Source organism: Pseudomonas sp. R45(2017) (assembly GCF_002112305.1).
Lineage (GTDB): Bacteria > Pseudomonadota > Gammaproteobacteria > Pseudomonadales > Pseudomonadaceae > Aquipseudomonas > Aquipseudomonas paraglycinae.
This window is the reverse complement of the sequence record NZ_NEHH01000001.1, coordinates 352944-375358: the sequence shown is the minus strand read 5'-3', so window position 1 is coordinate 375358 and position 22415 is coordinate 352944. Positions and strand designations below refer to the sequence as shown.

The following is a 22415-nucleotide window of genomic DNA, read 5'->3' as shown; positions in this document are numbered from 1 at the left end:
ACCAGCGTTTTAGAGCATTCAGCACATACATACAAAAGATGGCACTTGGCCTTTTCTATTTATTGCAAAGTGTTACATTGTATGGAATATTCCAATAAATACGTACGACATCGTACCTCTTCGTCCTTGTCGCTCAAGATGACGAGGACGCTGTGTTCGTGATTTCCAGAACCGTGAAAAAAAAAGAACGAAGCAGCCTAGGGTAGGACTCATGTCGCGTCGCATTGATAAAGGGAAACGCAGGGGGTACGCCTCTGCCGGATTGGTTACGCTGCTGATCGCCATAGCTGGCGCCGCGTACGGCGAGGCGCTCGACAGCACCGCGTCGGTGGGCAAGCGTCTAGCGGTAGCCGCTGACTGTGTGGCTTGTCATACGGCGCCAGGCGGCAGGGCTTTTGCGGGCGGCTATCCGCTCGGTTCACCGATGGGCACGATCTACTCGACCAACATCACGCCTTCGAAAACGGCGGGTATCGGCAATTACACGTCAGAGCAATTCGCCCGTGCGGTGCGTGACGGGGTGGCGGCCGATGGCACTCGGCTTTACCCGGCGATGCCCTACACCTCCTATTCGAAGATGACCGACAGCGACATTGCTGCGCTCTACGACTACTTCATGCATGAAGTGGCGCCGGTCGATACGCTGAACCAGAAAACCGCTCTGGATTTCCCGTTCAATATCCGCGCGTCGATGATTGGCTGGAACGCGCTGTTCCACAGCAAAACACGCTTCACGCCGGATCCGGCCAAGTCCGCCGAGGTCAATCGCGGCGACTATCTGGTCAACGGCCTGGCTCACTGCGATACCTGCCACACACCGCGCAATGTCCTGATGGCGGCCGACAGCGCAAAACCGTTGGCCGGCGGATCACTGGGCAGTTGGTATGCCCCCAATATCACTTCCGACAAAGTCAGCGGCATCGGTGCCTGGTCGAGCGACGAGATCGTGGCCTATCTGCGTACCGGTCACGTCGAGGGCAAGGCCCAGGCGGCGGGGCCGATGGCCGAGGCGGTGGAGAACAGTCTGCAGCATTTGAGCGATGTGGATCTCAAAGCCATTGCGGCCTATCTGCTGCAGACGGCGCCGATCAACAGTGGGGAAACCAAAGCCCGCCACGAGTACGGTCAGGCCTCGGTCGATGAATTGACGCTGCGCGGAGGCAAACCGGGGGACAACCCGGGCTGGCAGATATTCAGTGGCACTTGCGCCAACTGCCATCAGCCGAACGGTCAGGGCACGCGGGAATACCCATCACTGTTTCATAACACTGCCACCAGTCGCAGCGACAACCTGATCGCGGCCATCGTGTACGGCGTGCATCGTGAAGTCGACGGTGTGGCCATCGACATGCCGGGTTTCGGCCCTGACGCGCTGTTCACCGACCGCCTGAACGACCAGCAGATTGCCGACGTCAGCAACTACGTGCTGTCGCGCTACGGCAATGCCGACACGATTGTCACCGCCGCCGATGTGGCGCAGGTACGGGACGGTGGTCCCAAGGCACCGCTGGCAGTAATGGCGAAGTTTACGACCCCGGTCATCATTCTCGTGTGCGTGTTGATGGGCCTGGGCGCATGGGCCTTGATTGCACGTCGGCGCAAGGAGGCCTGAGCAATGGACACTTCAATGACGCACAAACACGAAAAAACTCAAACCGAAAGCTCGACTGGGCTCACTCGCCGCAATCTGTTGCGTGGTTCCGTGACGCTGGGCCTGGCCGCGATGATCGGCAGTGCGCTGCCCTGGCAGTCGGTGCTGGCAGCGCAGGTATCGGGCGACGATTTCATTGCGCTGTCGCAGTTTCTGGTCAGCCGTGCGGTCAATCCGGTTCTGGCCGGTCGTTACTACGCCGCACTGGACAAGCGCGCGCCGAATTTCTCGACCAATGTAATAGCCCTGAAGCAATTGATCGGCGCACAGGGGTACAGGCATGTCGACGAATACCTGGCGCAGCCGAATCCGGATCCATCGCTGCGAGCCACGGCCACCAGCATCATTTCCGCCTGGTATCTGGGCATTGTCGGTGAGCCGGCGTATGCCGAGCTGATCAGCTATTCCCTCGCCATGATGTATCAGCCCACTCACGGCATTCTCATCATTCCAACCTACGGTGGCGGCCCGGATTCATGGGGTCCCAAACCAGCAGTCATTCAGGACTCGACAGTATGAGCAGCGATCAATTCGATGCCGATGTGGTGATCATCGGTTCCGGTGTCATGGGCGGTCTGATCGCCACGGGCCTGGCCAAAGCGAACAAGTCGGTGATCGTGCTCGAGGCCGGTCCCCGGGTGAATCGCCGTGATGTGGTGGAAACGTTCCGCAATGCCCCGGTGAAACTCTCGCTGGCCAATGCCAAGCTGCAGGGCGCCGGGTCGCCCTATCCGAGCCTGCCTCACGCGCCGTCGACCTACGGCGACTATTTGCAGCAGGTAGGGCCAGTGAAATACAACACTTCTTACTTGCGTGTGGTGGGCGGCACCACCTGGCACTTCGGTTCCTCGCTGTGGCGCATGCTGCCCAACGATTTTCGTCTCAAGTCGTTGTATGGCCGTGGTCGTGACTGGCCGATCAGTTATGACGAGCTGGAACCGTATTACGCTCGGGCTGAAATCGAACTGGGCGTTTCCGGTGTCGACGGCCAGGACGAAAGCGGGCAGGGCGGGGACGCCTATCCGCCGCGCTCGATTCCCTATCCGATGGAGGGCCTGAAGCCGAGCTACATGTTCAAGCGCCTCTCCGAATTGCTCAGCAAGGGCGGGTATAACCCGATCCTCGAGCCGAACGGCCGGGCAACCCGCCCCTATGGCAAACGGCCTCCCTGTGCCGGCAACAACAACTGCAACCCGGTATGCCCGATTGCAGCCAAGTACGACGGTTCGATGCATATCGATGAGGCCGAGCGCCATGGCGCCAAGGTGCTGGACAACTCTGTCGTCTACAAGATCGAGGCGGGCGACGACGGCAAGATCACCGCGATCTGGTACATGCGCCCCGACAAGATCAAACACAAACTGACCGCCCGGGCCTTTGTACTGGCGGCATACGGTATCGAGTCGCCGAAGCTGCTGTTGATGTCGACCTCGGAAAAGTACCCGAACGGGATTGCCAACTCCTCGGATCAGGTCGGGCGCAACCTGATGGATCACACCGGCATCAGCATGAACGTCATGACCAAGGAAGACATGTGGCCGGGCGAAGGGCCGACGCAATTGCTGGTCTATCTGAACAGTCGCGATGGCGCGTTTCGCAACGATTACCCGAGCTACAAGATCAAGGTGCGCAACACCGTGCCGACGTCGCAAATCACCTCGAACCTGATCGCCAAAGGCGTGCTGGGCTCGAAGCTCGATGAGCAGATCCGCCTGCAATCGGCGCGCTCCCTGAACTGGGCCGTCGATTTCGAAACCTTGCCGCTGCCGGAAAACCGGGTCACCCCGAGCAAGACCAAGTTCGACGCCATCGGTCTGCCGGTTCCCGAGATCTACTACAGCGTTCCCGACTACTGGCACGCCGGTAAAGAGAAGGCGCTGGAAGACTTCAAGCAGTTTGCAAAACTGCTCGACGCCGACATCCTCAGCACCGACACGGGCTTCCAGAACCGTCAGCACATCATGGGCACCACCATCATGGGCGATGATCCGAAAGACTCGGTGGTAGACCGCGATTGCCGCAGTCACGACCATTCCAACCTGTTCATTGCGGGGACGAGCGTCATGCCATCGTCCTCCTGCGTGAACCCGACGCTGACAGGTGCGGCGTTGAGTATTCGGATTGCCGATGTGTTGGTGGCGGAGGTCTGAGAAGCGCCCTGAAGTACAAAGCCCCACGCAGAGGTGTCTGGTGGGGCTTTTTTGTGTCTTTCAATCTTGCAGGAGGAAGGGTTAGAAAATTTCAGCTCCACCCTCTGCCTTTCCAATCGAGGTTGTGACGTTCGTGAAATGTCGGCGGCCGTTGACTGAGAAGCCCCGTTCGGGATCTTGAGACCCGGGCTTGCGCAAAGTCAGCAAGGCGGGCAATCCGTCTTTCTCGCTGTAACTACCAAACCAATTGTTCAGCCTTGCGATGAAGCACTCGTTGTCGATAAAGACTGGCAAGTCCATGACGGTTTCTACTGCGTAGTAACCTGCGCCGTAACTGTAATAATCATCGTCACCCGAGCCCGATGCAGGAATGGGGCAGAGGGGGCCTTTGTGTTGGCTGGGTTGTTGAGGTTTACCCGCACCCGATTGGATCAGGGCTTTTATGAGAGTCTTTCGCAAAACTGGGTCCAGTACGTAGCTGGTACTGCTTTCCTCGGAGTATTGATTACTCGGCACGATCAACTTGTAGTCATACCGAACTGTCACCGTTGGTATTTGGCTGTTGATCTTCAGGGGATTGAGCAAGTACACATCATCAGCACCGTATGAGCCGTTGCGGTAGGCGAGATACATTCTTCCGTGAGATTTGATCCAGCCTGCCGACTGGTTGGCGCCGCGATCACTGGTGGAGAACAACGAGCTGCCGGCGCCGGCTTCCGGATCATAGGGAGCCAGCCTTCTGGTGAACCGTTCTCCATCGTGACGGAAGGTTTCATAGAAGCTGAAGAGGCCTGTACCACCGGTGTAGGTTGAAACGATCAGATCCCGTTGGCCGTCGCCGTCCAGGTCTATCAATGTGTAATTCACCTGACCTTGCTCGGCATCAGCATCGAGGCCGGAAGCGTTAAGCGCTTTCCATTCACCCTGGGTGACGCCCTTGGGAATACTTTTGGGGAACACGGTCTGATCCTCGGCTGGGTCGTCATTTGGATCGCCGGAGAATGAGGTTTCGCCTTTTTCGCTGGTGAGAGAGCCAAGTGCCCGCTCCAGTGCAAACTCCGGACTTTCCTTACTCATCTCCCGAACCCGTTGCTGCAGATCCTCCATGACCTGTCTATCGATCTCGTCCGGTTTGTAGGCCACCGCGTCGATCCACTGCGCGTGCAAGACCTGCAAACGATCCTGATAACGCTGGCTCAGGCAACTGACCTCCTCGCCACATCTATCACGCTCCCTGAGCCACTGGTGCTGAGCCTTTTTCACTTCGGCCTGCGCCGGCGCAGCCTTCATCAACTTCCGATAAGCCGCCCCCATCTGCGCATCCAGCTCATGCAACGGCTTGTCCGCGCAAATCGCCTTCTCCACAACACTCGCCGCCTTTGTGCAGTCCATTCCGCTCGCCAGTGCCTGCTGCAAAAACAGCAGCGCACAGGCCGACACGATGTAGCGTCCCTTGATGTACACGATGAATCCTTTGCCGTTGGAAGGTGAGAACCGCCGCGCAGGGTAATCCTTGCGCAACGAATCTTGAACCCTCGCTTCAAGAGAACCCCTGATCCGGCCGATAACCCATTCGGTGACTTCAGAGTCGCGCGAAATCGCTTGATAGCATTTGGCCGGCAGCTATCATCTGCGCGCCTGGAAATGGTCCATCCTCTTCAATTGCCTGGAAATCCTCGATGCTGTCGTATCACCAAAAGAGTTTTCTGATCGTCGATGATTTCTCGGATTTCCGCAGTTCCGTGCGTTCGATGTTGCGCGAGTTGGGCGTCAAGGATGTGGACACCGCCGACACCGGCGAGCAGGCGCTGAAAATGTGTGCGCAGAAGTCCTACGATTTCATCCTCCAGGACTTCCACCTCGGTGACGGCAAGAAGAACGGTCAGCAGGTGCTGGAAGACCTGATGATGGAGAAGCTGATCAGCCACGAAGCGGTGTTCGTGATGGTCACGGCCGAAACCAGTCAGGCGATGGTGCTCAGTGCCCTGGAGCACGAGCCGGACGCGTACCTGACCAAGCCGTTCAACCGCTCCGGCCTGGCTCAGCGGCTGGAGCGTCTGGAGCAGCGCAAGACCCTGCTCAAACCGATTCTGCAAGCCCTCGACCGTGGCAAACCGGTCGAGGTGCTCAACGCCTGTATCGCCCTGTGCAAACAGGACATCCGCTATTCGCCGCTGTGCCTGCGCTATCGCGCGGATGCGCTGCGCGACATGAACCAGAACGAAGCGCTCGAGCGACTTTACGACAGCATCATCGCCGACCGGCCGTTGCCATGGGCGTTTGCCGGGTTGGGCAAATTGCTGTTCAAGCGCGGGCAGGTCAGTCAGGCCAAAGGCGTTTACGAAAAAGCCCTGAAGGTCTTCCCGATGATGCCGGCGCTGTACGACGGCATGGCCGACGTGCTGGTCGCCGAAGGCGATACCAAAGGCGCGCAGCAAGTGCTGGAGGAGGCCATTCGCCTGTCGCCGCTGGCGGTGCGCCGTCAGGCGTTGCTGGGCAAGCTGGCGATGGCCAACGAAGATTTCGACACCGCTTCCCGGGCTTATCGCCAGGCGGTGAATCAGGGCGCGCAATCGCGGTTCAAGGATCCGGAAAGCAATCTCGGCCTGGCCCATGCCCTGATCAGCAAAGGCAGCGAACGCGGGCTCGACACCCGCACGCGGCTGGAGATCAACACCACCCTCAGCGCCGTGGCCAAGGAAAACCCGACCGACCCGGGCCTGCAGATTCGCGCGCGTCTGATGAAGGCCACGAGCCTGTTGCTCAACGATGCCGAGACCGCCGAGAAGCTCACCGAACAAGCGCTGATGCGCCTCGACGGCATGGAGCAGTTCATGAGCCCCGAGGCGGCGTTGCTGGTCGCCAAGCAATTGCAGATGCTCGGTCAGGCCGAGGCGGGCACTTCGATGCTCAAGAGCTGTGCGGAAATCTACGGCGATGACCCGACGGTGATGAAAGACATCGCCAAGCTCACCGACGACCCGACTATTCTCAGCTCCAGCAACGCGGCCGCCGACCTCAACCGTCAGGGCGTGCGCGTGTACAAGACCGGCAACCTGGTGGAGGCCCGCGAGGTGTTCCGCAAGGCGCTGAAGATGCAACCGAAGAACATCAGTATCGCGCTGAACATGGCCCAGTCGTTGCTGCACGGCACCGACACCAATGTGCCGTCGGCGGAGCTGGAAGAATGTCGGGCCTGCCTGAAACTGGTGGGCATGATGCCCGATACCGACGCGCGTTATCCGCGTTATCAGAAGCTGAAAAGCAAGGCGTTTGGCGAATGAACCAAGACGAGCAGGCACTGGATTTTTCCACGGTGATCGCCTCCACCGTGCACGACATGAAGAACTCTCTGGCGATGCTGATGCAGGCCCACAGCCAATGGCTGGCGCGTCTGCCCGAGACGCAGCGCCAAGGGGCGGAGCAGGGCGTGATCGACTTCGAGTTCGCCCACCTCAACGGCATGCTGGTGCAGTTGCTCGGGCTGTACAAGCTTGGGGTGAATCAGATGCCGTTGCAGCCGGCCTATCACGAGCTGGACGATTTCATCGAAGCGCAACTGGCGGCGCATCAGGAAGTGTTCGCCAGTCGTGGAATCATCGCCACTTACGAAGTCGATCCGCTCAGTCCGCTGGGTTTCTTTGATCGCGAACTGATCGCCTCTGTGCTGGGCAACTGCATCAACAATGCGATCCGTTACGCCCGTGAATCGCTGCTGATCACCGTCAGCGACGAAGCCGGGCAACTGGTGCTGAGCATCAATGACGACGGCGACGGTTACCCGGCCGAAATGCTCGAGCGTCAGTCCGATTACGTGCAGGGCATCAATCACAGCAGTGGCAGCACCGGCCTCGGTCTGTACTTCGCCGGGCGCATTGCCGCGCTGCATCAGCGCAACGGTGTTGGCGGCCGGACCGAGATTCGTAATGGCGGCCCGCTGGGCGGCGGCGTGTTCAGTATTTACCTGCCCTGAATCACGGATTCATTGACCGGAATTCTTTTTGTTGGCTGCTGCTTGATATTCCGAACAGCCGAAGCCTATTTTGTCCGGGTCGCCGTTCGCGGCTCGCACAATAACAAGGATTGCGTCATGACAACCGATGGCCAGCGTTCACTCGCGCAGCGATTGACGGGCATTGATGAGATTGAATGTGTCACGCCGGATTTGAACGGTGTGCCACGTGGCAAGGTAATGACCGCCGAGGGTTTCCTCGAAGGGCGGCGTTTGCAGTTGGCCCGGGGGGTGCTGCTGCAATGCATCATGGGTGGTTATCCCGCCGCGAAATTCTATGGCAGCGATGACGGTGACCTGGCGCTGGTGGCCGATCCGGCGCAGATCCATCCGTTGCCATGGAGTGAAGAACCGCGGGCCTTTGCCATCTGTGATGCCGACGAGCTGACCGGCGAAAGCTCCAACCTGTCGACCCGTGGTCAACTCAAGAAGGTCATTGCCCGCTACGCAGCCCTAGGTCTGGCGCCGGTGGTGGCGACCGAACTCGAATTCTTTGTGTTCGCTCCGAACACCGACCCGAACCAACCGTTCCAGCCGCCCGTCGGTCTCGACGGTCGTCGCGAGGACGGTCACTCGGCGTTCAGCGTCAGCTCCAATAACGGTCTGCGGCCGTTCTTCAGTGAAGTCTATAAATGCATGGCGGCCCTCGGTCTGCCGCGCGATACCTTCATGCACGAAATGGGCGTCAGCCAGTTCGAGATCAACCTTCTGCACGGTGATCCGCTGTTGCTGGCCGACCAGACCTTCCTGTTCAAACACCTGCTCAAGGAAGTCGCGCTCAAGCACGGTTTGACCGTGGTTTGCATGGCCAAGCCGCTGGCGCACACGCCGGGTAGCTCGATGCACATTCACCAGAGCATCGTCGAAATCGGCAGCGGCAAGAATGTGTTCAGCGATGCGGACGGTCAGCCGACCGCGATGTTCCGCCACTTCATTGGCGGGCAGCAGGCGGGCATGGCTGATTTCACCGCGCTGTTTGCACCAAACGTCAATTCCTACCAGCGCCTTTGCCATCCGTTCGCATCGCCGAACAACGCCTGCTGGTCCCACGACAACCGCGCCGCCGGCCTGCGTATTCCGGCCAGTTCGCCGGTTGCCCGTCGAGTCGAGAACCGCTTGCCGGGCGCCGATGCGAACCCGTATCTGGCCATCGCTGCGAGCCTTGCCGCCGGCTTGTACGGCATCGAGCATGAGCTGGAGCCAAGCGAAGCGATTCAAGGCGAGTTCGAAGTGCCGGACAATCTTTCGCTGCCGTGTACCTTGCACGCGGCGCTCGAACGTCTGAAACGCAGCCAGCTTGCAAAGGAACTGTTCGGCACGGAGTTCATCGAAGGCTACATCGCTTCGAAGACCATGGAGTTGACCAGTTTCTTTGATGAAATCACTCCCTGGGAACGCCGTGTTCTAGCAGCCCAGGCCTGACGACATGTCGCCGTCGGGCTATCGTTTGATAGCCCGATACTTACCGCAAGGAGCCGCTCGGAACGCCGATGCGCCAAATCTGGAAATCCTTTCGAGCGCTGTATTTCGCCTCGCTGATGATGTTGATCGGCTCGGGCCTTCTTTCTACTTATCTGGCTTTGCGTCTGGCTGCCGACCATGTCGACGGGTTGTGGGTCGGTGCGTTGATGGCGGCCAACTATTTCGGTCTGGTGCTGGGCGGCAAGATCGGTCACCGCCTGATTGCCCGGGTCGGGCATATCCGTGCCTACTCGGCGTGTGCCGGGATCGTCGGTGCGGCGGTGCTCGGTCATGGCCTGGTGGACTGGCTGCCGGCCTGGCTGGTGCTGCGGACCATCGTCGGCCTCGGCATGATGTGCCAATACATGGTCATCGAGAGCTGGCTGAACGAGCAGGCCGACGCCAATCAGCGCGGTCTGGTGTTCAGCGGCTACATGATCGCGTCGTACCTGGGGCTGGTGCTCGGTCAGCTGATTCTGGTCATGCACCCGGGCCTTGGCCTGGAACTGCTGATGCTGGTCGCGCTGTGCTTCGCCCTGTGTCTGGTGCCGGTGGCACTGACCCGGCGGATTCACCCGGCACCGCTGCACCCGGCGCCGATGGAGCCGCGCTTTTTTATCAAGCGCGTACCGCAATCGCTGAGCACGGTGCTCGGGGCGGGGCTGATCATCGGTTCGTTCTACGGTCTGGCGCCGCTGTATGCCTCGCAGCAGGGGCTGTCCACCGAGCAGGTCGGTCTGTTCATGGGTAGCTGCATTTTTGCCGGGTTGGTGGTGCAGTGGCCGCTGGGCTGGTTGTCCGACCGCTATGACCGGGCGCTGCTGATTCGTTGCTTTGCGTTGTTCCTCGCGATTGCCGCGTTGCCGCTGGCGATCCTGCCGCAGGTGCCGCTGGAGGTTCTGTTCGTGGTCGGCTTCCTCTGCTCGCTGGTGCAGTTTTGCCTGTACCCGTTGGCGGTGGCGTTCTCCAACGACCACGTCGAAGGCGAGCGCCGGGTGTCGCTGACGGCGATGCTGCTGGTGACTTACGGCGTAGGCGCCAGTATCGGGCCGCTGGCGGCCGGGGTGCTGATGAAGCTGTTCGGGCCGCAGAGCCTGTATGCGTTCTTCACCTTTTTCGCGTTGGTGCTGGTGTGGCGGATCCGACCTAAAGCCGTGACCAATCTGCACCAGGTGGACGATGCACCGCTGCATCACGTGGCGATGCCGGACAGCATGTCCAGTTCGCCGCTGGTAGCAGCGCTTGACCCGCGGGTTGACGAGCAGGTGGTGCAGGAGCAGATGCAGAATACGGTCGCTCCGGAGCCTGAACCTGAACCAGAACCTGAACCAGAATCTGCCGCGCCCACCGACTCGACAGTCGAAGACGAGGGGCCGGACATCACTCCCGCCAAGCCGTGATCCGGGCATAAAAAAACGGGCAGTCACCGCAGTGACTGCCCGTTTTTCATGCCTGCCGATCAGAGATCGTCTTTATCGAACCGACGCGCTTCGCGCTGCAGTTGATAAACGAAACGCTCGACGTTCCGGGCCGCCGGGCCGCTGATGTTGTGAAAGCGCAGGCCGGCGAAGGTGATGTTGAGCTTTTCTTCGAAGTGCAGGTAACGCAGCTCGACCGATACCGGTTGGTTGCCGAACAGCGGTGCGGCGATCAGGCGATCATAGACCTGGCCCAATTGCAGGCGGTCGGTGATATCGCCTTCAAAGCGCAGCTTGCAACCCGTGGCCGAGATGTCCAGCAATTTGCCATCCAGCGGTGCCTTGAGCTTTTCGCCGCCGAGCACGACGCTGACCAGGTCGGTCAGTTTCAGTGCGGCGCGAAAGGCGTTGCGGCGCTGGTGATAAACCACTTCGGTGGGAAGGTCGCCGGTGTAGAAGCGGTCGCCGTCGGAGTCTTTGATGCTCAGCGTCCCTGTGCATTCCCAGGCAATGCGCACGCCATCATGAAAACCCTCAACCTTGAACGGTTCGCCTGCTTCCAGAAAACGTTCGCCGTCGCGCGGGATCATCTCATCAAGCTTGATCGAACCGTTTTCGCGATCGACTTCAATCAGGTAGCTCTGGAAGCGCTGGCTGCGCTCGTGGAACGTAATGATCAGCGGATCGTGGCTCTCTTGCAGCTGGCGCAGATTGCTGGAGATCTCCAGGGGCGTGGTGAGCACCTTTGGGGGCTGCGGAGCGTCATCGTTGGACACGTTAAATCAATCTCCAGACAAAATTTGACTACGGCTGGCCAGTATTTTGCCAGCATGTTTCGCACGTTGATAGGGCGCAAGCATAGAAGAAAGCATCACGCCTGGCTGAGCGCGCGTGGTTTCTGCAGTTTGGAGAAGGTGCCGCTGGCATCGTAGAGCGCGGGAGGCTCGCCGCCGGTGAGGATTTTCAGCTGATTGGCCGTAGCGGCCTGCTGCATGATGATCGACTGGCCGTTCTTGACGTTGGCGGCCTGGCACTGGGCAATCAGGTCGGTCAGGACATCGCTCTGGCTCAGCAACTGATCGCCGATGCTCGACTGGCTGGCCAGTTGTTCCAGGCCTGCGCGGTCGAGCGACAGATTGAGACTGGCGAGGATTTCGCTGCGCTTGCGGCCATGCTGTTCGAGCAGAATGATCAATGCCTGTTTGCGCGCCAGAATTTCTTCCAGCAGAGGCATGTCGCGACCGTGCAAGGCGAGGGACTCGGTTTGCAGCAACTCCAGCAATTGTTGAGCTGGAGCAAAGTCGTCGGTGATCAGTTGCAATAGATTAGTGTCGTGCATGGCTGGCCTTGGGTTTTAAGCGTCCAAAAGCCTGGCGCTGACCGAGGCCTAGCGCTGGGCTTCGAAATTAAGCAGTTTGCTGGCTACACGGTTGCTGTCGACCTTGTAGCTGCCATCGGCAATCGCTGCTTTCAACTCGGCCACGCGGGCTTTATCGACGGCAGGCTGATCGCGCAGCTTGTCAGTGACCTTCTGCAACTGTTGAGCCTCATTGCTGAGGTGTACCGATTCCCCGCTTTTTGCGGTACTGGCCTGTTCGGCCGGGGTATTCAGCGGCGCGGAGGTGCCGGTTTCGGCGGTTTCCTTGGCGTTGCTGGTACGTGTACTGCCCGTAAGTGACGAGGAGCTGTTCAAACGGCTGAAATCGATGACCATGTTAAAAACCTCTGGGAATTTGGACGCTTGCCATGTTCTCGGCCATCCCCTGGAAAACTTTAGGCTCATTTAGCAATGAGCTTGCATGCGCCGTTGCAGATCCTGCTGCGGCACAGTTTAGGGAACAGCTCTGGTCAGCGCCAGTTTTCTGCTTGGGTACTCAGGGGCTTTTCAAATATCCGTTCATACAGCCGCTCACATCACCGCTACATGGCCGTTCACATGGCAACTTCCACCTGGCCCGGCGCGATAACCTGCGCCTTGATAACCCGTTGGGAATTGAGGTTTTTCACCCGAATCTGTTCTTTCAGGCCGCCGTTCGACAGGGCTTCGCCCGGCATGCGGACGGCGAGGGTGCCGCTGCGGGCGGTGATCACCACTTGATCGCCCTTGCGAACCACTTCCGCCTGTTCCAGATGCACCAGGGTGATGACTTGATCGGCTACCGTTGGTCGGGTCAATTTCTGGCCGATGGCTTCATCCACCGACGTCAGGAAACCCTGATTGATCGTGCTGACGTCGCGCTCGCGCAAGGTCACGTCTTGAGGCTCGATGATGCCGGCGCGTTTGAGTGGCCGCGTGGTGGTGACAATCTCGCGAAACAGGCGGACTTGAGCGGGCACGAACACCGTCCAGGGGGAGGTGCCTTCGCAGCGGACCTTGACCGTGACACGGCCCAGAGGGCGTGCCGGACTCTCCAGTGTCGCTGTCAATTCCTTGTCGCACATAGGCATGCGCATGCGTGGATCGAGCTGGTTGACCTCGATTTCATAACGGCCTTCCGTTTGACTGGTAGCCAGATAGTCTTCTACGGTGAATTCAAGAAAGCCCTGAGTGACGCCGATAAGCATGTCAGGCAAGGTAACCGCATCAGCACCGGCAGGGCTGCCAGCGAAAAAAAGGCAAATGGCGGACATCGCGCAAAGCCCTATGCGGAGGGGAGATGTCAGGCGTCGGAAAAATGTCGTTTGAGCGTTCATACGAGTTGAAAAGCAAGCGCCGTGCCGTTTAGCAATGAATGTGCGTCGCAACAACACTTGGCGTTGGTGTAGGAGTCTGGGCATGGCTGGTGTAATGGATTCGGTGAACCAGCGCACGCAACTGGTGGGGCAGAATCGCCTGGAGCTGTTGTTGTTCCGTCTCGACGGCCAGCAGCTCTACGGGATCAACGTGTTCAAGGTTCGGGAAGTGCTGCAATGCCCGCAACTGACGCTGATGCCCAAGTCCAGTCCTGTCGTGTGCGGGGTGGCGAATATCCGGGGGGCGACCATTCCGATCCTTGATCTGGCGATGGCGACCGGCTCCGGTGCTTTGAAAGACAAGAACAGTCCGTTCGTGATCATCACGGAATACAACACCAAGACGCAGGGTTTCCTGGTGCGCTCGGTGGAACGTATCGTGAACATGAACTGGGAAGAGATCCATCCGCCGCCCAAGGGCACCGGACGCGATCATTACCTGACCGCTGTGACTCGGGTCGACAATCAGTTAGTCGAAATCATCGACGTCGAGAAGGTGCTGGCGGAAGTTGCGCCGACGCCGGAAGCGATTTCGGTCGGCGTGGTGGATGTCGAGACCCAGAGCAAGGCGTTGTCGCTGCGGGTGCTGACGGTCGATGACTCGTCGGTGGCGCGCAAGCAGGTGACGCGTTGCCTGCAGACGGTCGGTGTCGAAGTGGTGGCGTTGAACGACGGCAAGCAGGCGCTGGATTACCTGCGCAAGCTGGTCGACGAGGGCAAGAAGCCGGAAGAAGAGTTCCTGATGATGATCTCCGACATCGAAATGCCGGAGATGGACGGGTACACCCTGACGGCCGAGATCCGCAGCGACCCTCGCATGCAAAAGCTTCATATCATCCTGCATACTTCGTTGTCGGGTGTGTTCAATCAGGCGATGGTCAAGAAAGTCGGTGCCGATGACTTCCTGGCCAAATTCCGTCCTGATGACCTGGCATCCCGGGTAGTCGACCGGATCAAAGCAGCAGATATCAGCTAAGGGCCTTTTGCCCCTGGCGTTCAACACGATTTAAGAGGCGGCATCATTTGTCTACGGGTAATTTGGATTTCGAACAGTTCCGGGTCTTCCTGGAAAAAGCCTGTGGCATTTTGCTCGGTGAAAACAAGCAGTACCTGGTGTCGAGCCGTCTCAACAAACTGATGGAGCAGCAAGGCATCAAGTCCCTGGGTGAGCTGGTTCAGCGCATCCAGACCCAGCCGCGCAGCGGTTTGCGCGAGCAGGTGGTCGATGCCATGACGACCAACGAAACCCTGTGGTTTCGCGACACCTATCCGTTTGAAGTCTTGAAGAACAAGGTGCTGCCCGAAGCGATCAAGGCCGCTCCCAACCAGCGTCTGCGGATCTGGTCGGCGGCCTGCTCGTCGGGTCAGGAACCCTATTCGCTGTCGATGTCGATCGACGAGTTCGAGCGGACCAACATCGGCCAGTTGAAGATGGGTGTGCAGATCGTTGCCACCGATCTGTCCGGCAGCATGCTGACCAACTGCAAGACCGGCGAGTACGACAGCCTGGCAATCGGTCGCGGTCTGTCCGCCGATCGTCTGCAGCGCTACTTCGACCCGAAAGGGCCGGGGCGCTGGGTGATCAAGGCACCGATCAAGAACCGGGTGGAGTTCCGCTCGTTCAACCTGCTCGACAGCTACGCAAGCCTGGGCAAGTTCGACATCGTGTTCTGCCGCAACGTGCTGATCTACTTCTCCGCCGAGGTGAAGAAGGACATCCTGTTGCGCATCCACAGCACGCTGAAGCCGGGCGGTTATCTGTTCCTTGGCGCTTCCGAGGCGCTGAACGGTCTGCCGGATCATTACCAGATGGTTCAGTGCAGCCCGGGGATCATCTACCAGGCGAAGTGATCAAGACCGGCAACACAAGAAACGGGAGTCCTCAGGGGCTCCCTTTTTTTTATGCCTGAAGGTTTTGCCGGTGGCAGGCGGCGGCAGAAAAGCGGCATCCGGCGGAAACCGGTTGCCGCTTTTCTGGCATTGCCGCGTTGCCGGTTCCGCGCAAAGCCCCGTAATCCGGGGCTTTCTCAAACTGGCACGCCGCTTGCTATAACCCTGTTACGAAAAATCCGGTCACCTGAAGGTTCCCGACATGAGCATCAGCTTCGATAAAGCGCTCGGCATTCACGAAAAGGCTCTGGGCTTCCGCGCCCAGCGTGCCGAAGTGCTGGCCAACAACATCGCCAACGCCGATACCCCGAACTACAAGGCGCGGGATCTGGAGTTCTCCAAAGTGCTCGAAGCACAGAGCCAGAAGAACGCCAACGGCACCATCGCCCTGAACATGACCAACAGCCGTCACATCGAAGCTGAAGGGCTGGGCAATGGCGACGAGTCGCTGATGTATCGCACGCCGATGCAGCCGTCGATCGACCAGAACACCGTGGACGCCCAGCTGGAACAGTCGAACTACGCGGAAAACGCGGTCGGCTTCCAGGCCAGCTTCACCCTGCTCAACAGCAAATTCAAAGGGCTGGTATCAGCCCTGCGCGGAGAGTAATCCATGTCCCTGTCCAGCGTTTTCAACATTGCCGGCAGCGGCATGAGCGCCCAGACCACCCGCCTCAACACCGTGGCTTCGAACATCGCCAACGCCGAGACCGTCTCGTCGAGCATCGATCAGACCTACCGTGCCCGTCACCCGGTATTCGCCACCATGTTCCAGGGCGGCCAGAGCGGCGGCAGCAATTCGCTGTTCCAGAACCAGGATGCTGCGGGCCAGGGCGTGCAGGTCATGGGCGTGGTCGAAGACCAGAGCAACCTCGAAGCGCGCTACGAGCCGAACCATCCGGCAGCCGACGCAAAGGGCTACGTCTACTACCCGAACGTCAACGTGGTGGAAGAAATGGCTGACATGATTTCCGCGAGCCGGTCGTTCCAGACCAACGCCGAAATGATGAACACCGCCAAGACCATGATGCAGAAGGTACTGACCCTCGGTCAGTAATAAGGGGCGACTGCCATGAGTGTTACCGATACCACCAGCAGCCTGACGATGAACGACATACTGGCCAACTCTTCGAAGAAGACCAGTAGCACGACCACCGGCGGCATCGCTTCGGCCACCAACAGCTCGACCGGCGGCCAGGCCCTGGGCAAGGACGCGTTCCTGCAACTGCTGGTAACCCAGCTGAAGAACCAGAACCCGCTCGACCCGCAGGACAACAGCGCATTCGTTGCCCAGTTGGCGCAGTTCAGCAGCCTTGAGGGGATCACCACCCTCAACAGCACCGTCAGCTCGCTGGCCGGCAACTACAACTCGTCGCAAGCCCTGCAGGCTTCGTCGCTGGTCGGCCGCAACGTGATCGTGCAGACCAACTCGGTACAGCTCGACGATCCGAGCAAAGGCATGACCGGTTCGGTCACCGTTCCGTCGTCGATTGCCGGCGGCACTGTCTCCATCACCGACAGCAGCGGCACCGTTGTTCGCACCATCGACCTGGGCAGCCGCGCCGCCGGCAATGCGAGCTTCACATGGGACGGCAAGGACAAGGACGGCAACCTGGTGAAAACCGGTACCTACACCGTCAAGGCGAACGCCTCGATCAACGGTACCTCGACCGATATGGCGACCTACCTGCCAGCCACGGTCACCAGCGTGACGATCAGCCAGACCGGTGGCGAGCTGATGCTCAACCTGTCCGGCAAGGGCACCGTTGCCCTGTCCAAAGTACAAACCATTGGTATATAGAGCCGACTAACCGGCACAAAGGAGTGGAATATGTCTTTCAATATCGGCCTTAGCGGTCTCTATGCAGCCAACAAGCAACTGGACGTGACCGGCAACAACATCGCCAACGTTGCGACCGCCGGTTTCAAATCGTCCCGTGCAGAATTCGAAGACGTCTACTCGGCCACTCGCCTGGGTAGCGGCAGCAAGGTCATCGGCAACGGTGTGCGCCTGGCCAACGTTTCCCAGCAGTTCACCCAGGGCGACATCAACAACACCGGCAACGTGCTGGACATGGGCATCAACGGTTCGGGCTTCTTCACCCTGAGCAACAACGGCTCGATCTCCTACACCCGTGCCGGTACGTTCAAGGTCGACAAGGACGGCTTCATCACCAACACCGACTACACCTCGCGTCTGCAAGGCTATGGTGTGGACTCCAACGGCAAGGTCATCAACGGCGTGTTGACCGACCTGAAGATCGACACCTCGAACCTCGCGCCGAAGTCCACCTCGCTGGTGACCTCGACCATCAACCTGAACTCGACCGCTCCGGTGATCGACGACACAGTGGCGGCCGGCAAGTTCGACCCTAGCAAGACCGAGACCTACACCAAGTCGTTCAGCACCCCGATCTATGACAGCCAGGGTAACTCCCACGTCATGGACCAATACATGGTGAAAACCGGTGCCAACACCTGGAAGGTCTACACCCTGGTAGACGGTCGTAACCCGGATGCTACCGGCAGCGATCCGAAAGTCACCGCACCTGTCGCTTCGACCATGACCTTCGACTCCACCGGTCAACTGACTCAGGTCAGCACGCCGCCTGCCGTGATCAGCAGCGACCTGAAATTCACTGGCTGGGTACCGGGTACTGTCACCAACGGCGTGTGGAAGGCCAACGGTGCTTCGGCGAACCCGGCTGGCATCACCATTTCGATGGCCAAGACCACTCAGTTCAACGCTGACACCGCGCGTTCGATCCCGACTCAGGATGGTTACGCGACTGGCCAGATCACCAACCTGACCATCGACGGTACCGGTACGCTGTTTGCCAACTTCAGCAACAACCAGAGCAAGGCCATCGGCCAGGTTGCGCTGGCGAGCTTCACCAACGAGCAGGGTCTTCAGCCGATTGGTGGTACCAGCTGGAAAGAGACTTACGCTTCGGGCATTCCGGGCTACGATGCGCCGGAGACCGGTACTCTGGGTTCGGTTGTTTCGAACTCGCTGGAGGAGTCGAACGTTAACCTGACCAATGAGCTGGTTGATCTGATCAAGGGTCAGAGTAACTATCAGGCGAACGCCAAGACCATTTCGACTCAGAGCACCATTATGCAGACCATTATTCAGATGACCTGATTTCTGGGTTTGGTTTTGTATGGGAGCCCCTCTTTTTGAGGGGCTTTTTTTTGGCTGCGGTTTGGGGTGTTTATCCGTTTCTGCGGGTGTTGCCGCTGGCGGTTTCGCCCTTACGGCGAGTCCCTTTTGCAAACGCCCAAAAGGAACCAAAACGCTGGGCCCCGGCGTTCGGCACCTCGCTTTGGCTCGGTGTTCCTTCGTTACGGGATTCATCCGGGGGCATCGCCTACGGTTTGCTTCGCTGCACCTCCTCTCGATGCATGCGGCTGCGCCGCACGGTCGCTGCGCTCCCACCCCCGGATAAATCCCTCCACTCAGCCTTCCGATGGGGCCGGCACGTCAAAAGCCTTACTCGAGCTAACGCTCATCGTATTGAGTGGTGGAAGCAGGGATGTTTGCTTTAGTTCAACTCGGTCTTTCACGTCGGCGTATCTCTCCCAAACAACTCGGTCAGTCCCCTCTCCCTCGGGAGAGGGTTAGGGTGAGGGGGCTTTGGAGAGGAAGATGCGGGAGTTGAGTTGGATGCGTTTCAAAACCCAAGTTCACCTCGGTATTTCACGTCGGCGTATCTCTCCCAAACACCTCGGTCAGTCCCCTCTCCCTCCGGGAGAGGGCTAGGGTGAGGGCGGCTTTTGCTTTTATCGCGGGCAAAAGAAAACCCCCGACAAACCAGAAGTCTGTCGGGGGTTTCTCGGATCAGGCGTTTCGCAACGCCCGATTCAGCTCAGCTTATTGGCAAGCTTCGCAATCCGGCTCGTCGATGGCGCAAGCCTTCGGTACTGGAGCCGGGCCGGCAGGGGCTGCCAGGACCGAGTCGTCGCCGTGGTTGCCGCCGCTGGATACAGCGTTCAGCTTGCCGGTGTTGATGGTCGACTTCTCGGTGCTGGTCGCGGCCAGGGCGCGGAGGTAGTAGGTGGTTTTCAGACCACGGTACCAGGCCATGCGGTAGGTCACGTCCAGCTTCTTGCCCGATGCGCCGGCGATGTACAGGTTCAGCGACTGGGCCTGGTCGATCCACTTCTGACGACGGCTGGCGGCGTCAACGATCCACTTGGTGTCCACTTCGAATGCGGTCGCGTAGAGCTCTTTGAGTTCTTGCGGGATGCGCTCGATCTGCTGAACCGAACCGTCGTAGTACTTCAGGTCGTTGATCATGACCGAGTCCCACAGACCGCGAGCCTTCAGGTCGCGAACCAGGTAGGGGTTGATCACGGTGAATTCGCCCGACAGGTTCGATTTCACATACAGGTTCTGGTAGGTCGGTTCGATCGACTGCGATACGCCGGTGATGTTGGCGATGGTCGCGGTCGGTGCGATGGCCATGATGTTCGAGTTGCGGATGCCTTTCTGTACACGGGCGCGAACCGGTGCCCAGTCCAGGGATTCGGTCAGGTCGACGTCGATGTACTTCTGGCCGCGTGCTTCGATCAGGATCTGTTGCGAATCCAGCGGCAGTACGCCTTTGGACCACAGCGAACCCTGGAACGTCTCGTACGAGCCGCGCTCGTCGGCCAGGTCGCAGGAAGCCTGGATCGCGTAGTAGCTGACCGCTTCCATCGACTTGTCGGCGAACTCGACGGCAGCGTCGGAACCGTAAGGGATGTGCTGCAGGTACAGCGCGTCCTGGAAGCCCATGATGCCCAGGCCGACCGGACGGTGACGGAAGTTGGAGTTCTTCGCCTGCGGTACCGAGTAGTAGTTGATGTCGATCACGTTGTCGAGCATGCGCACGGCGACGTCGATGGTGCGCTTGAGCTTGGCGGTGTCCAGCTTGCCGTCGACGATGTGGTTCGGCAGGTTGATCGAGCCCAGGTTGCAGACCGCGATCTCGTCCTTGTTGGTGTTCAAGGTGATCTCGGTGCACAGGTTCGAGCTGTGAACAACGCCGACGTGCTGCTGCGGGCTACGCAGGTTGCACGGGTCTTTGAAAGTCAGCCATGGGTGGCCGGTTTCGAACAGCATCGACAGCATCTTGCGCCACAGGTCTTTGGCCTGGATGGTCTTGAACAGCTTGACCTTGCCCGGGTACTCGGTCAGGGCTTCGTAGTACTCGTAGCGCTCTTCGAAGGCCTTGCCGGTCAGGTCGTGCAGATCCGGTACTTCGGACGGCGAGAACAGGGTCCATTTGCCGTCATCGAAGACGCGCTTCATGAACAGGTCAGGGATCCAGTTGGCGGTGTTCATGTCGTGGGTACGACGACGGTCATCACCGGTGTTCTTGCGCAGCTCGATGAACTCTTCGATGTCCATGTGCCAGGTTTCCAGGTAGGCACAGACAGCGCCTTTGCGCTTGCCACCCTGGTTAACGGCGACGGCGGTGTCGTTCACCACTTTCAGGAACGGAACCACGCCTTGCGATTTGCCGTTGGTGCCCTTGATGTACGAACCCAGTGCACGCACCGGCGTCCAGTCGTTGCCCAGGCCACCGGCGAATTTTGACAGCATGGCGTTGTCGTGGATCGCGTGGTAGATGCCCGACAGGTCATCCGGCACGGTGGTCAGGTAGCAGCTCGACAGCTGTGGACGCAGGGTACCGGCGTTGAACAGGGTCGGGGTCGAAGCCATGTAGTCGAACGAGGACAGCAGGTTGTAGAACTCGATCGCACGGTCTTCTTTCTGCTTCTCTTCGATCGCCAGGCCCATGGCCACGCGCATGAAGAAGATCTGCGGCAGTTCGAAACGCACGCCATCCTTGTGGATGAAGTAACGGTCGTACAGGGTCTGCAGGCCCAGGTAGGTAAATTGCTGGTCGCGCTCGTGGTTGATCGCCTTGCCCAGTTTTTCCAGGTCGAAGGAGGCCAGCACAGGGTTCAGCAGTTCGAACTCGATACCTTTGGCGACGTAGGCCGGCAGTGCCTTGGCGTACAGGTCGGCCATCTCGTGGTGAGTGGCGCTTTCGGCCACGCCCAGGAAGCCCAGGCCTTCGGCACGCAGGGTGTCCATCAGCAGGCGGGCGGTCACGAACGAGTAGTTCGGCTCGCGCTCGACCAGGGTACGCGCGGTCATCACCAGAGCGGTGTTGACGTCGTTCAGGGCCACGCCGTCGTACAGGTTCTTCAGGGTTTCGCGCTGGATCAGGTCGCCGTCGACTTCAGCCAGACCTTCGCAGGCTTCGGTGACGATGGTGTTCAGGCGACCCATGTCCAGTGGCGCGAGAGTGCCGTCGGCGCGGGTGATGCGGATCGACGGGTGCGCCTGTACCGGTGCTTCGGCGGTGGTGCGAACGGCGCGTTCCTTGGAACGGGCATCACGGTAGATCACGTAGTCGCGAGCCACTTTCTGCTCGCCGGCACGCATCAGGGCCAGTTCGACCTGGTCCTGGATTTCTTCGATGTGGATGGTGCCGCCCGACGGCATGCGACGCTTGAAGGTCGCGGTGACCTGTTCGGTCAGGCGGGCAACGGTGTCGTGGATTCGCGACGAAGCGGCAGCGGTGCCGCCCTCAACTGCGAGAAACGCTTTGGTGATAGCGACGGTGATCTTGTCATCGGTGTAAGGAACGACAGTGCCATTACGCTTGATCACGCGCAGTTGGCCAGGCGCGGTGGCAGCCAGATCCGAATTCGAATCGGCGGCCTGCGGCAAGGTGCCCTGCGGGTTCTCGCGAGTTGTGTCGGTTTGCATGGGTGTCTCCACGTTCTCTATGTTTGTTTGGGCACCATCACGGTGCCCACCGTTCCGTCCTGAAGCACTACGACCGGCAGTTGCCGGGTAACGACTTCGGGACAGTTCAGGAAGGGGGCCTTGTGGGCGCCGCTTCCATGCCGAAGTCTTCGGTTCGCGCGATACGCGTGAAACCGCATTCCTTTCGGGGAGCAGTTTGGGACTGCAACACCCGTACCGTTTACGCCGTGATCGGCTGAAAAACGGTAGCCATCCGCAGGCGCGGTTTGGGCTTCTGAAAATACGTTTGGTTCAACCCGACAATGGCAATAAAAAGCCTTGAATTCACTGT

Annotated in this window: 19 protein-coding genes; 13 read left to right on the top strand and 6 right to left on the bottom strand. The window is 59.4% G+C overall.

What is annotated here, in order from left to right:
* Window positions 1-211 precede the first annotated feature (211 nt).
* Genes CAF74_RS01795 through CAF74_RS01785 form a run of 3 tightly spaced genes read left to right on the top strand, consistent with a single transcriptional unit; the run spans window position 212 to window position 3801 of the window.
* The gene (locus tag CAF74_RS01795; RefSeq protein ID WP_085745120.1) at window positions 212-1612 is read left to right on the top strand and encodes a cytochrome c; all 1401 of its coding nucleotides are present in this window, start codon (window positions 212-214) and stop codon (window positions 1610-1612) included.
* A 3-nt stretch (window positions 1613-1615) separates the two neighbouring features.
* The gene (locus tag CAF74_RS01790; protein ID WP_085745119.1) at window positions 1616-2170 is read left to right on the top strand and encodes a sugar dehydrogenase complex small subunit; all 555 of its coding nucleotides are present in this window, start codon (window positions 1616-1618) and stop codon (window positions 2168-2170) included.
* Window positions 2167-3801 carry a GMC family oxidoreductase gene (locus tag CAF74_RS01785; protein WP_085745118.1) on the top strand — a complete coding sequence of 545 codons (1635 nt, stop codon included), beginning with the start codon at window positions 2167-2169 and terminating at the stop codon, window positions 3799-3801. The genes CAF74_RS01790 and CAF74_RS01785 overlap by 4 nt, the downstream gene beginning before the upstream one ends.
* Before the next feature lie 81 nt (window positions 3802-3882).
* Here CAF74_RS01785 and CAF74_RS01780 read toward each other — a convergent pair whose 3' ends face one another.
* Window positions 3883-5265, bottom strand: a complete 1383-nt coding sequence (locus CAF74_RS01780) for a lysozyme inhibitor LprI family protein (RefSeq protein ID WP_256578336.1) — start codon at window positions 5263-5265, stop codon at window positions 3883-3885.
* Between the two features lie 215 nt (window positions 5266-5480).
* On the opposite strand from CAF74_RS01780, the gene CAF74_RS01775 reads away from it, so the two are divergent.
* The 4 genes from CAF74_RS01775 to CAF74_RS01760 all read left to right on the top strand — a co-directional run bounded on the left by CAF74_RS01775 (window position 5481) and on the right by CAF74_RS01760 (window position 10674).
* Window positions 5481-7085, top strand: coding sequence for a tetratricopeptide repeat-containing response regulator (locus CAF74_RS01775; protein ID WP_085745116.1), 1605 nt, complete (start codon window positions 5481-5483; stop codon window positions 7083-7085).
* Window positions 7082-7774 carry a sensor histidine kinase KdpD gene (locus CAF74_RS01770; protein WP_085745115.1) on the top strand — a complete coding sequence of 231 codons (693 nt, stop codon included), beginning with the start codon at window positions 7082-7084 and terminating at the stop codon, window positions 7772-7774. Before CAF74_RS01775 ends, CAF74_RS01770 begins: the two co-directional genes overlap by 4 nt.
* Before the next feature lie 219 nt (window positions 7775-7993).
* On the top strand, window positions 7994-9235 hold the full coding sequence (locus tag CAF74_RS01765) for a glutamine synthetase family protein (protein ID WP_173892800.1): 1242 nt from the start codon (window positions 7994-7996) through the stop codon (window positions 9233-9235).
* 68 nt (window positions 9236-9303) lie between these two features.
* Complete coding sequence (locus CAF74_RS01760) at window positions 9304-10674, top strand: MFS transporter (protein ID WP_085745113.1); 1371 nt, start codon at window positions 9304-9306, stop codon at window positions 10672-10674.
* Window positions 10675-10733: 59 nt separating this feature from the next.
* Here CAF74_RS01760 and CAF74_RS01755 read toward each other — a convergent pair whose 3' ends face one another.
* From CAF74_RS01755 to flgA, 4 genes are all read right to left on the bottom strand, one after another.
* Window positions 10734-11468, bottom strand: coding sequence for a flagellar brake protein (locus CAF74_RS01755; RefSeq protein WP_007960322.1), 735 nt, complete (start codon window positions 11466-11468; stop codon window positions 10734-10736).
* A gap of 95 nt (window positions 11469-11563) precedes the next feature.
* Window positions 11564-12031, bottom strand: coding sequence for a flagella synthesis protein FlgN (locus tag CAF74_RS01750; RefSeq protein ID WP_007960323.1), 468 nt, complete (start codon window positions 12029-12031; stop codon window positions 11564-11566).
* Between the two features lie 48 nt (window positions 12032-12079).
* Window positions 12080-12406 (bottom strand): flagellar biosynthesis anti-sigma factor FlgM, encoded by a 327-nt coding sequence (flgM, locus tag CAF74_RS01745; protein ID WP_007960324.1) that lies wholly within the window; start codon window positions 12404-12406, stop codon window positions 12080-12082.
* A 218-nt stretch (window positions 12407-12624) separates the two neighbouring features.
* A complete protein-coding gene (gene flgA / locus CAF74_RS01740; RefSeq protein WP_085745112.1) occupies window positions 12625-13386 on the bottom strand; it encodes a flagellar basal body P-ring formation chaperone FlgA in 762 nt (253 codons plus the stop codon).
* Window positions 13387-13468: 82 nt separating this feature from the next.
* Here flgA and CAF74_RS01735 point away from each other — a divergent pair, with 82 nt between their 5' ends.
* The 6 genes from CAF74_RS01735 (at window position 13469) to flgE (ending at window position 18460) form a co-directional block, all read left to right on the top strand.
* Window positions 13469-14401, top strand: a complete 933-nt coding sequence (locus CAF74_RS01735) for a chemotaxis protein CheV (RefSeq protein ID WP_007960326.1) — start codon at window positions 13469-13471, stop codon at window positions 14399-14401.
* Between the two features lie 47 nt (window positions 14402-14448).
* Complete coding sequence (gene cheR / locus CAF74_RS01730) at window positions 14449-15276, top strand: protein-glutamate O-methyltransferase CheR (protein WP_007960327.1); 828 nt, start codon at window positions 14449-14451, stop codon at window positions 15274-15276.
* Window positions 15277-15517: 241 nt separating this feature from the next.
* On the top strand, window positions 15518-15925 hold the full coding sequence (flgB, locus tag CAF74_RS01725) for a flagellar basal body rod protein FlgB (protein ID WP_007960328.1): 408 nt from the start codon (window positions 15518-15520) through the stop codon (window positions 15923-15925).
* A 3-nt stretch (window positions 15926-15928) separates the two neighbouring features.
* Window positions 15929-16372: a flagellar basal body rod protein FlgC gene (flgC, locus tag CAF74_RS01720; protein ID WP_007960329.1), complete on the top strand. Its 444-nt coding sequence runs from the start codon at window positions 15929-15931 to the stop codon at window positions 16370-16372.
* 15 nt (window positions 16373-16387) lie between these two features.
* The gene (gene flgD / locus CAF74_RS01715) at window positions 16388-17116 is read left to right on the top strand and encodes a flagellar hook assembly protein FlgD (RefSeq protein ID WP_085745111.1); all 729 of its coding nucleotides are present in this window, start codon (window positions 16388-16390) and stop codon (window positions 17114-17116) included.
* Window positions 17117-17146: 30 nt separating this feature from the next.
* Entirely contained in the window at window positions 17147-18460 is a 1314-nt protein-coding gene (gene flgE, locus CAF74_RS01710) for a flagellar hook protein FlgE (RefSeq protein WP_085745110.1), read from the top strand.
* A 729-nt stretch (window positions 18461-19189) separates the two neighbouring features.
* On the opposite strand, the gene CAF74_RS01705 is transcribed toward flgE, so the two are convergent.
* The gene (locus CAF74_RS01705; RefSeq protein WP_085745109.1) at window positions 19190-22084 is read right to left on the bottom strand and encodes a ribonucleoside-diphosphate reductase subunit alpha; all 2895 of its coding nucleotides are present in this window, start codon (window positions 22082-22084) and stop codon (window positions 19190-19192) included.
* Between the last annotated feature and the right edge of the window lie 331 nt (window positions 22085-22415).

Excerpts from the sequence above, each read along its gene's own strand:
- flgD (WP_085745111.1), top strand. The coding sequence starts at position 16,388 with ATGAGTGTTACCGATACCACCAGCAGCCTGACGATGAACGACATACTG.
- flgA (WP_085745112.1), bottom strand. The coding sequence starts at position 13,386 with ATGAACGCTCAAACGACATTTTTCCGACGCCTGACATCTCCCCTCCGC.
- CAF74_RS01705 (WP_085745109.1), bottom strand. The coding sequence starts at position 22,084 with ATGCAAACCGACACAACTCGCGAGAACCCGCAGGGCACCTTGCCGCAG.
- CAF74_RS01785 (WP_085745118.1), top strand. The coding sequence starts at position 2,167 with ATGAGCAGCGATCAATTCGATGCCGATGTGGTGATCATCGGTTCCGGT.
- CAF74_RS01775 (WP_085745116.1), top strand. The coding sequence starts at position 5,481 with ATGCTGTCGTATCACCAAAAGAGTTTTCTGATCGTCGATGATTTCTCG.
- CAF74_RS01795 (WP_085745120.1), top strand. The coding sequence starts at position 212 with ATGTCGCGTCGCATTGATAAAGGGAAACGCAGGGGGTACGCCTCTGCC.
- flgC (WP_007960329.1), top strand. The coding sequence starts at position 15,929 with ATGTCCCTGTCCAGCGTTTTCAACATTGCCGGCAGCGGCATGAGCGCC.
- CAF74_RS01765 (WP_173892800.1), top strand. The coding sequence starts at position 7,994 with ATGACCGCCGAGGGTTTCCTCGAAGGGCGGCGTTTGCAGTTGGCCCGG.
- CAF74_RS01790 (WP_085745119.1), top strand. The coding sequence starts at position 1,616 with ATGGACACTTCAATGACGCACAAACACGAAAAAACTCAAACCGAAAGC.
- flgM (WP_007960324.1), bottom strand. The coding sequence starts at position 12,406 with ATGGTCATCGATTTCAGCCGTTTGAACAGCTCCTCGTCACTTACGGGC.
- CAF74_RS01760 (WP_085745113.1), top strand. The coding sequence starts at position 9,304 with ATGCGCCAAATCTGGAAATCCTTTCGAGCGCTGTATTTCGCCTCGCTG.
- flgE (WP_085745110.1), top strand. The coding sequence starts at position 17,147 with ATGTCTTTCAATATCGGCCTTAGCGGTCTCTATGCAGCCAACAAGCAA.
- CAF74_RS01735 (WP_007960326.1), top strand. The coding sequence starts at position 13,469 with ATGGCTGGTGTAATGGATTCGGTGAACCAGCGCACGCAACTGGTGGGG.
- CAF74_RS01750 (WP_007960323.1), bottom strand. The coding sequence starts at position 12,031 with ATGCACGACACTAATCTATTGCAACTGATCACCGACGACTTTGCTCCA.
- CAF74_RS01770 (WP_085745115.1), top strand. The coding sequence starts at position 7,082 with ATGAACCAAGACGAGCAGGCACTGGATTTTTCCACGGTGATCGCCTCC.
- flgB (WP_007960328.1), top strand. The coding sequence starts at position 15,518 with ATGAGCATCAGCTTCGATAAAGCGCTCGGCATTCACGAAAAGGCTCTG.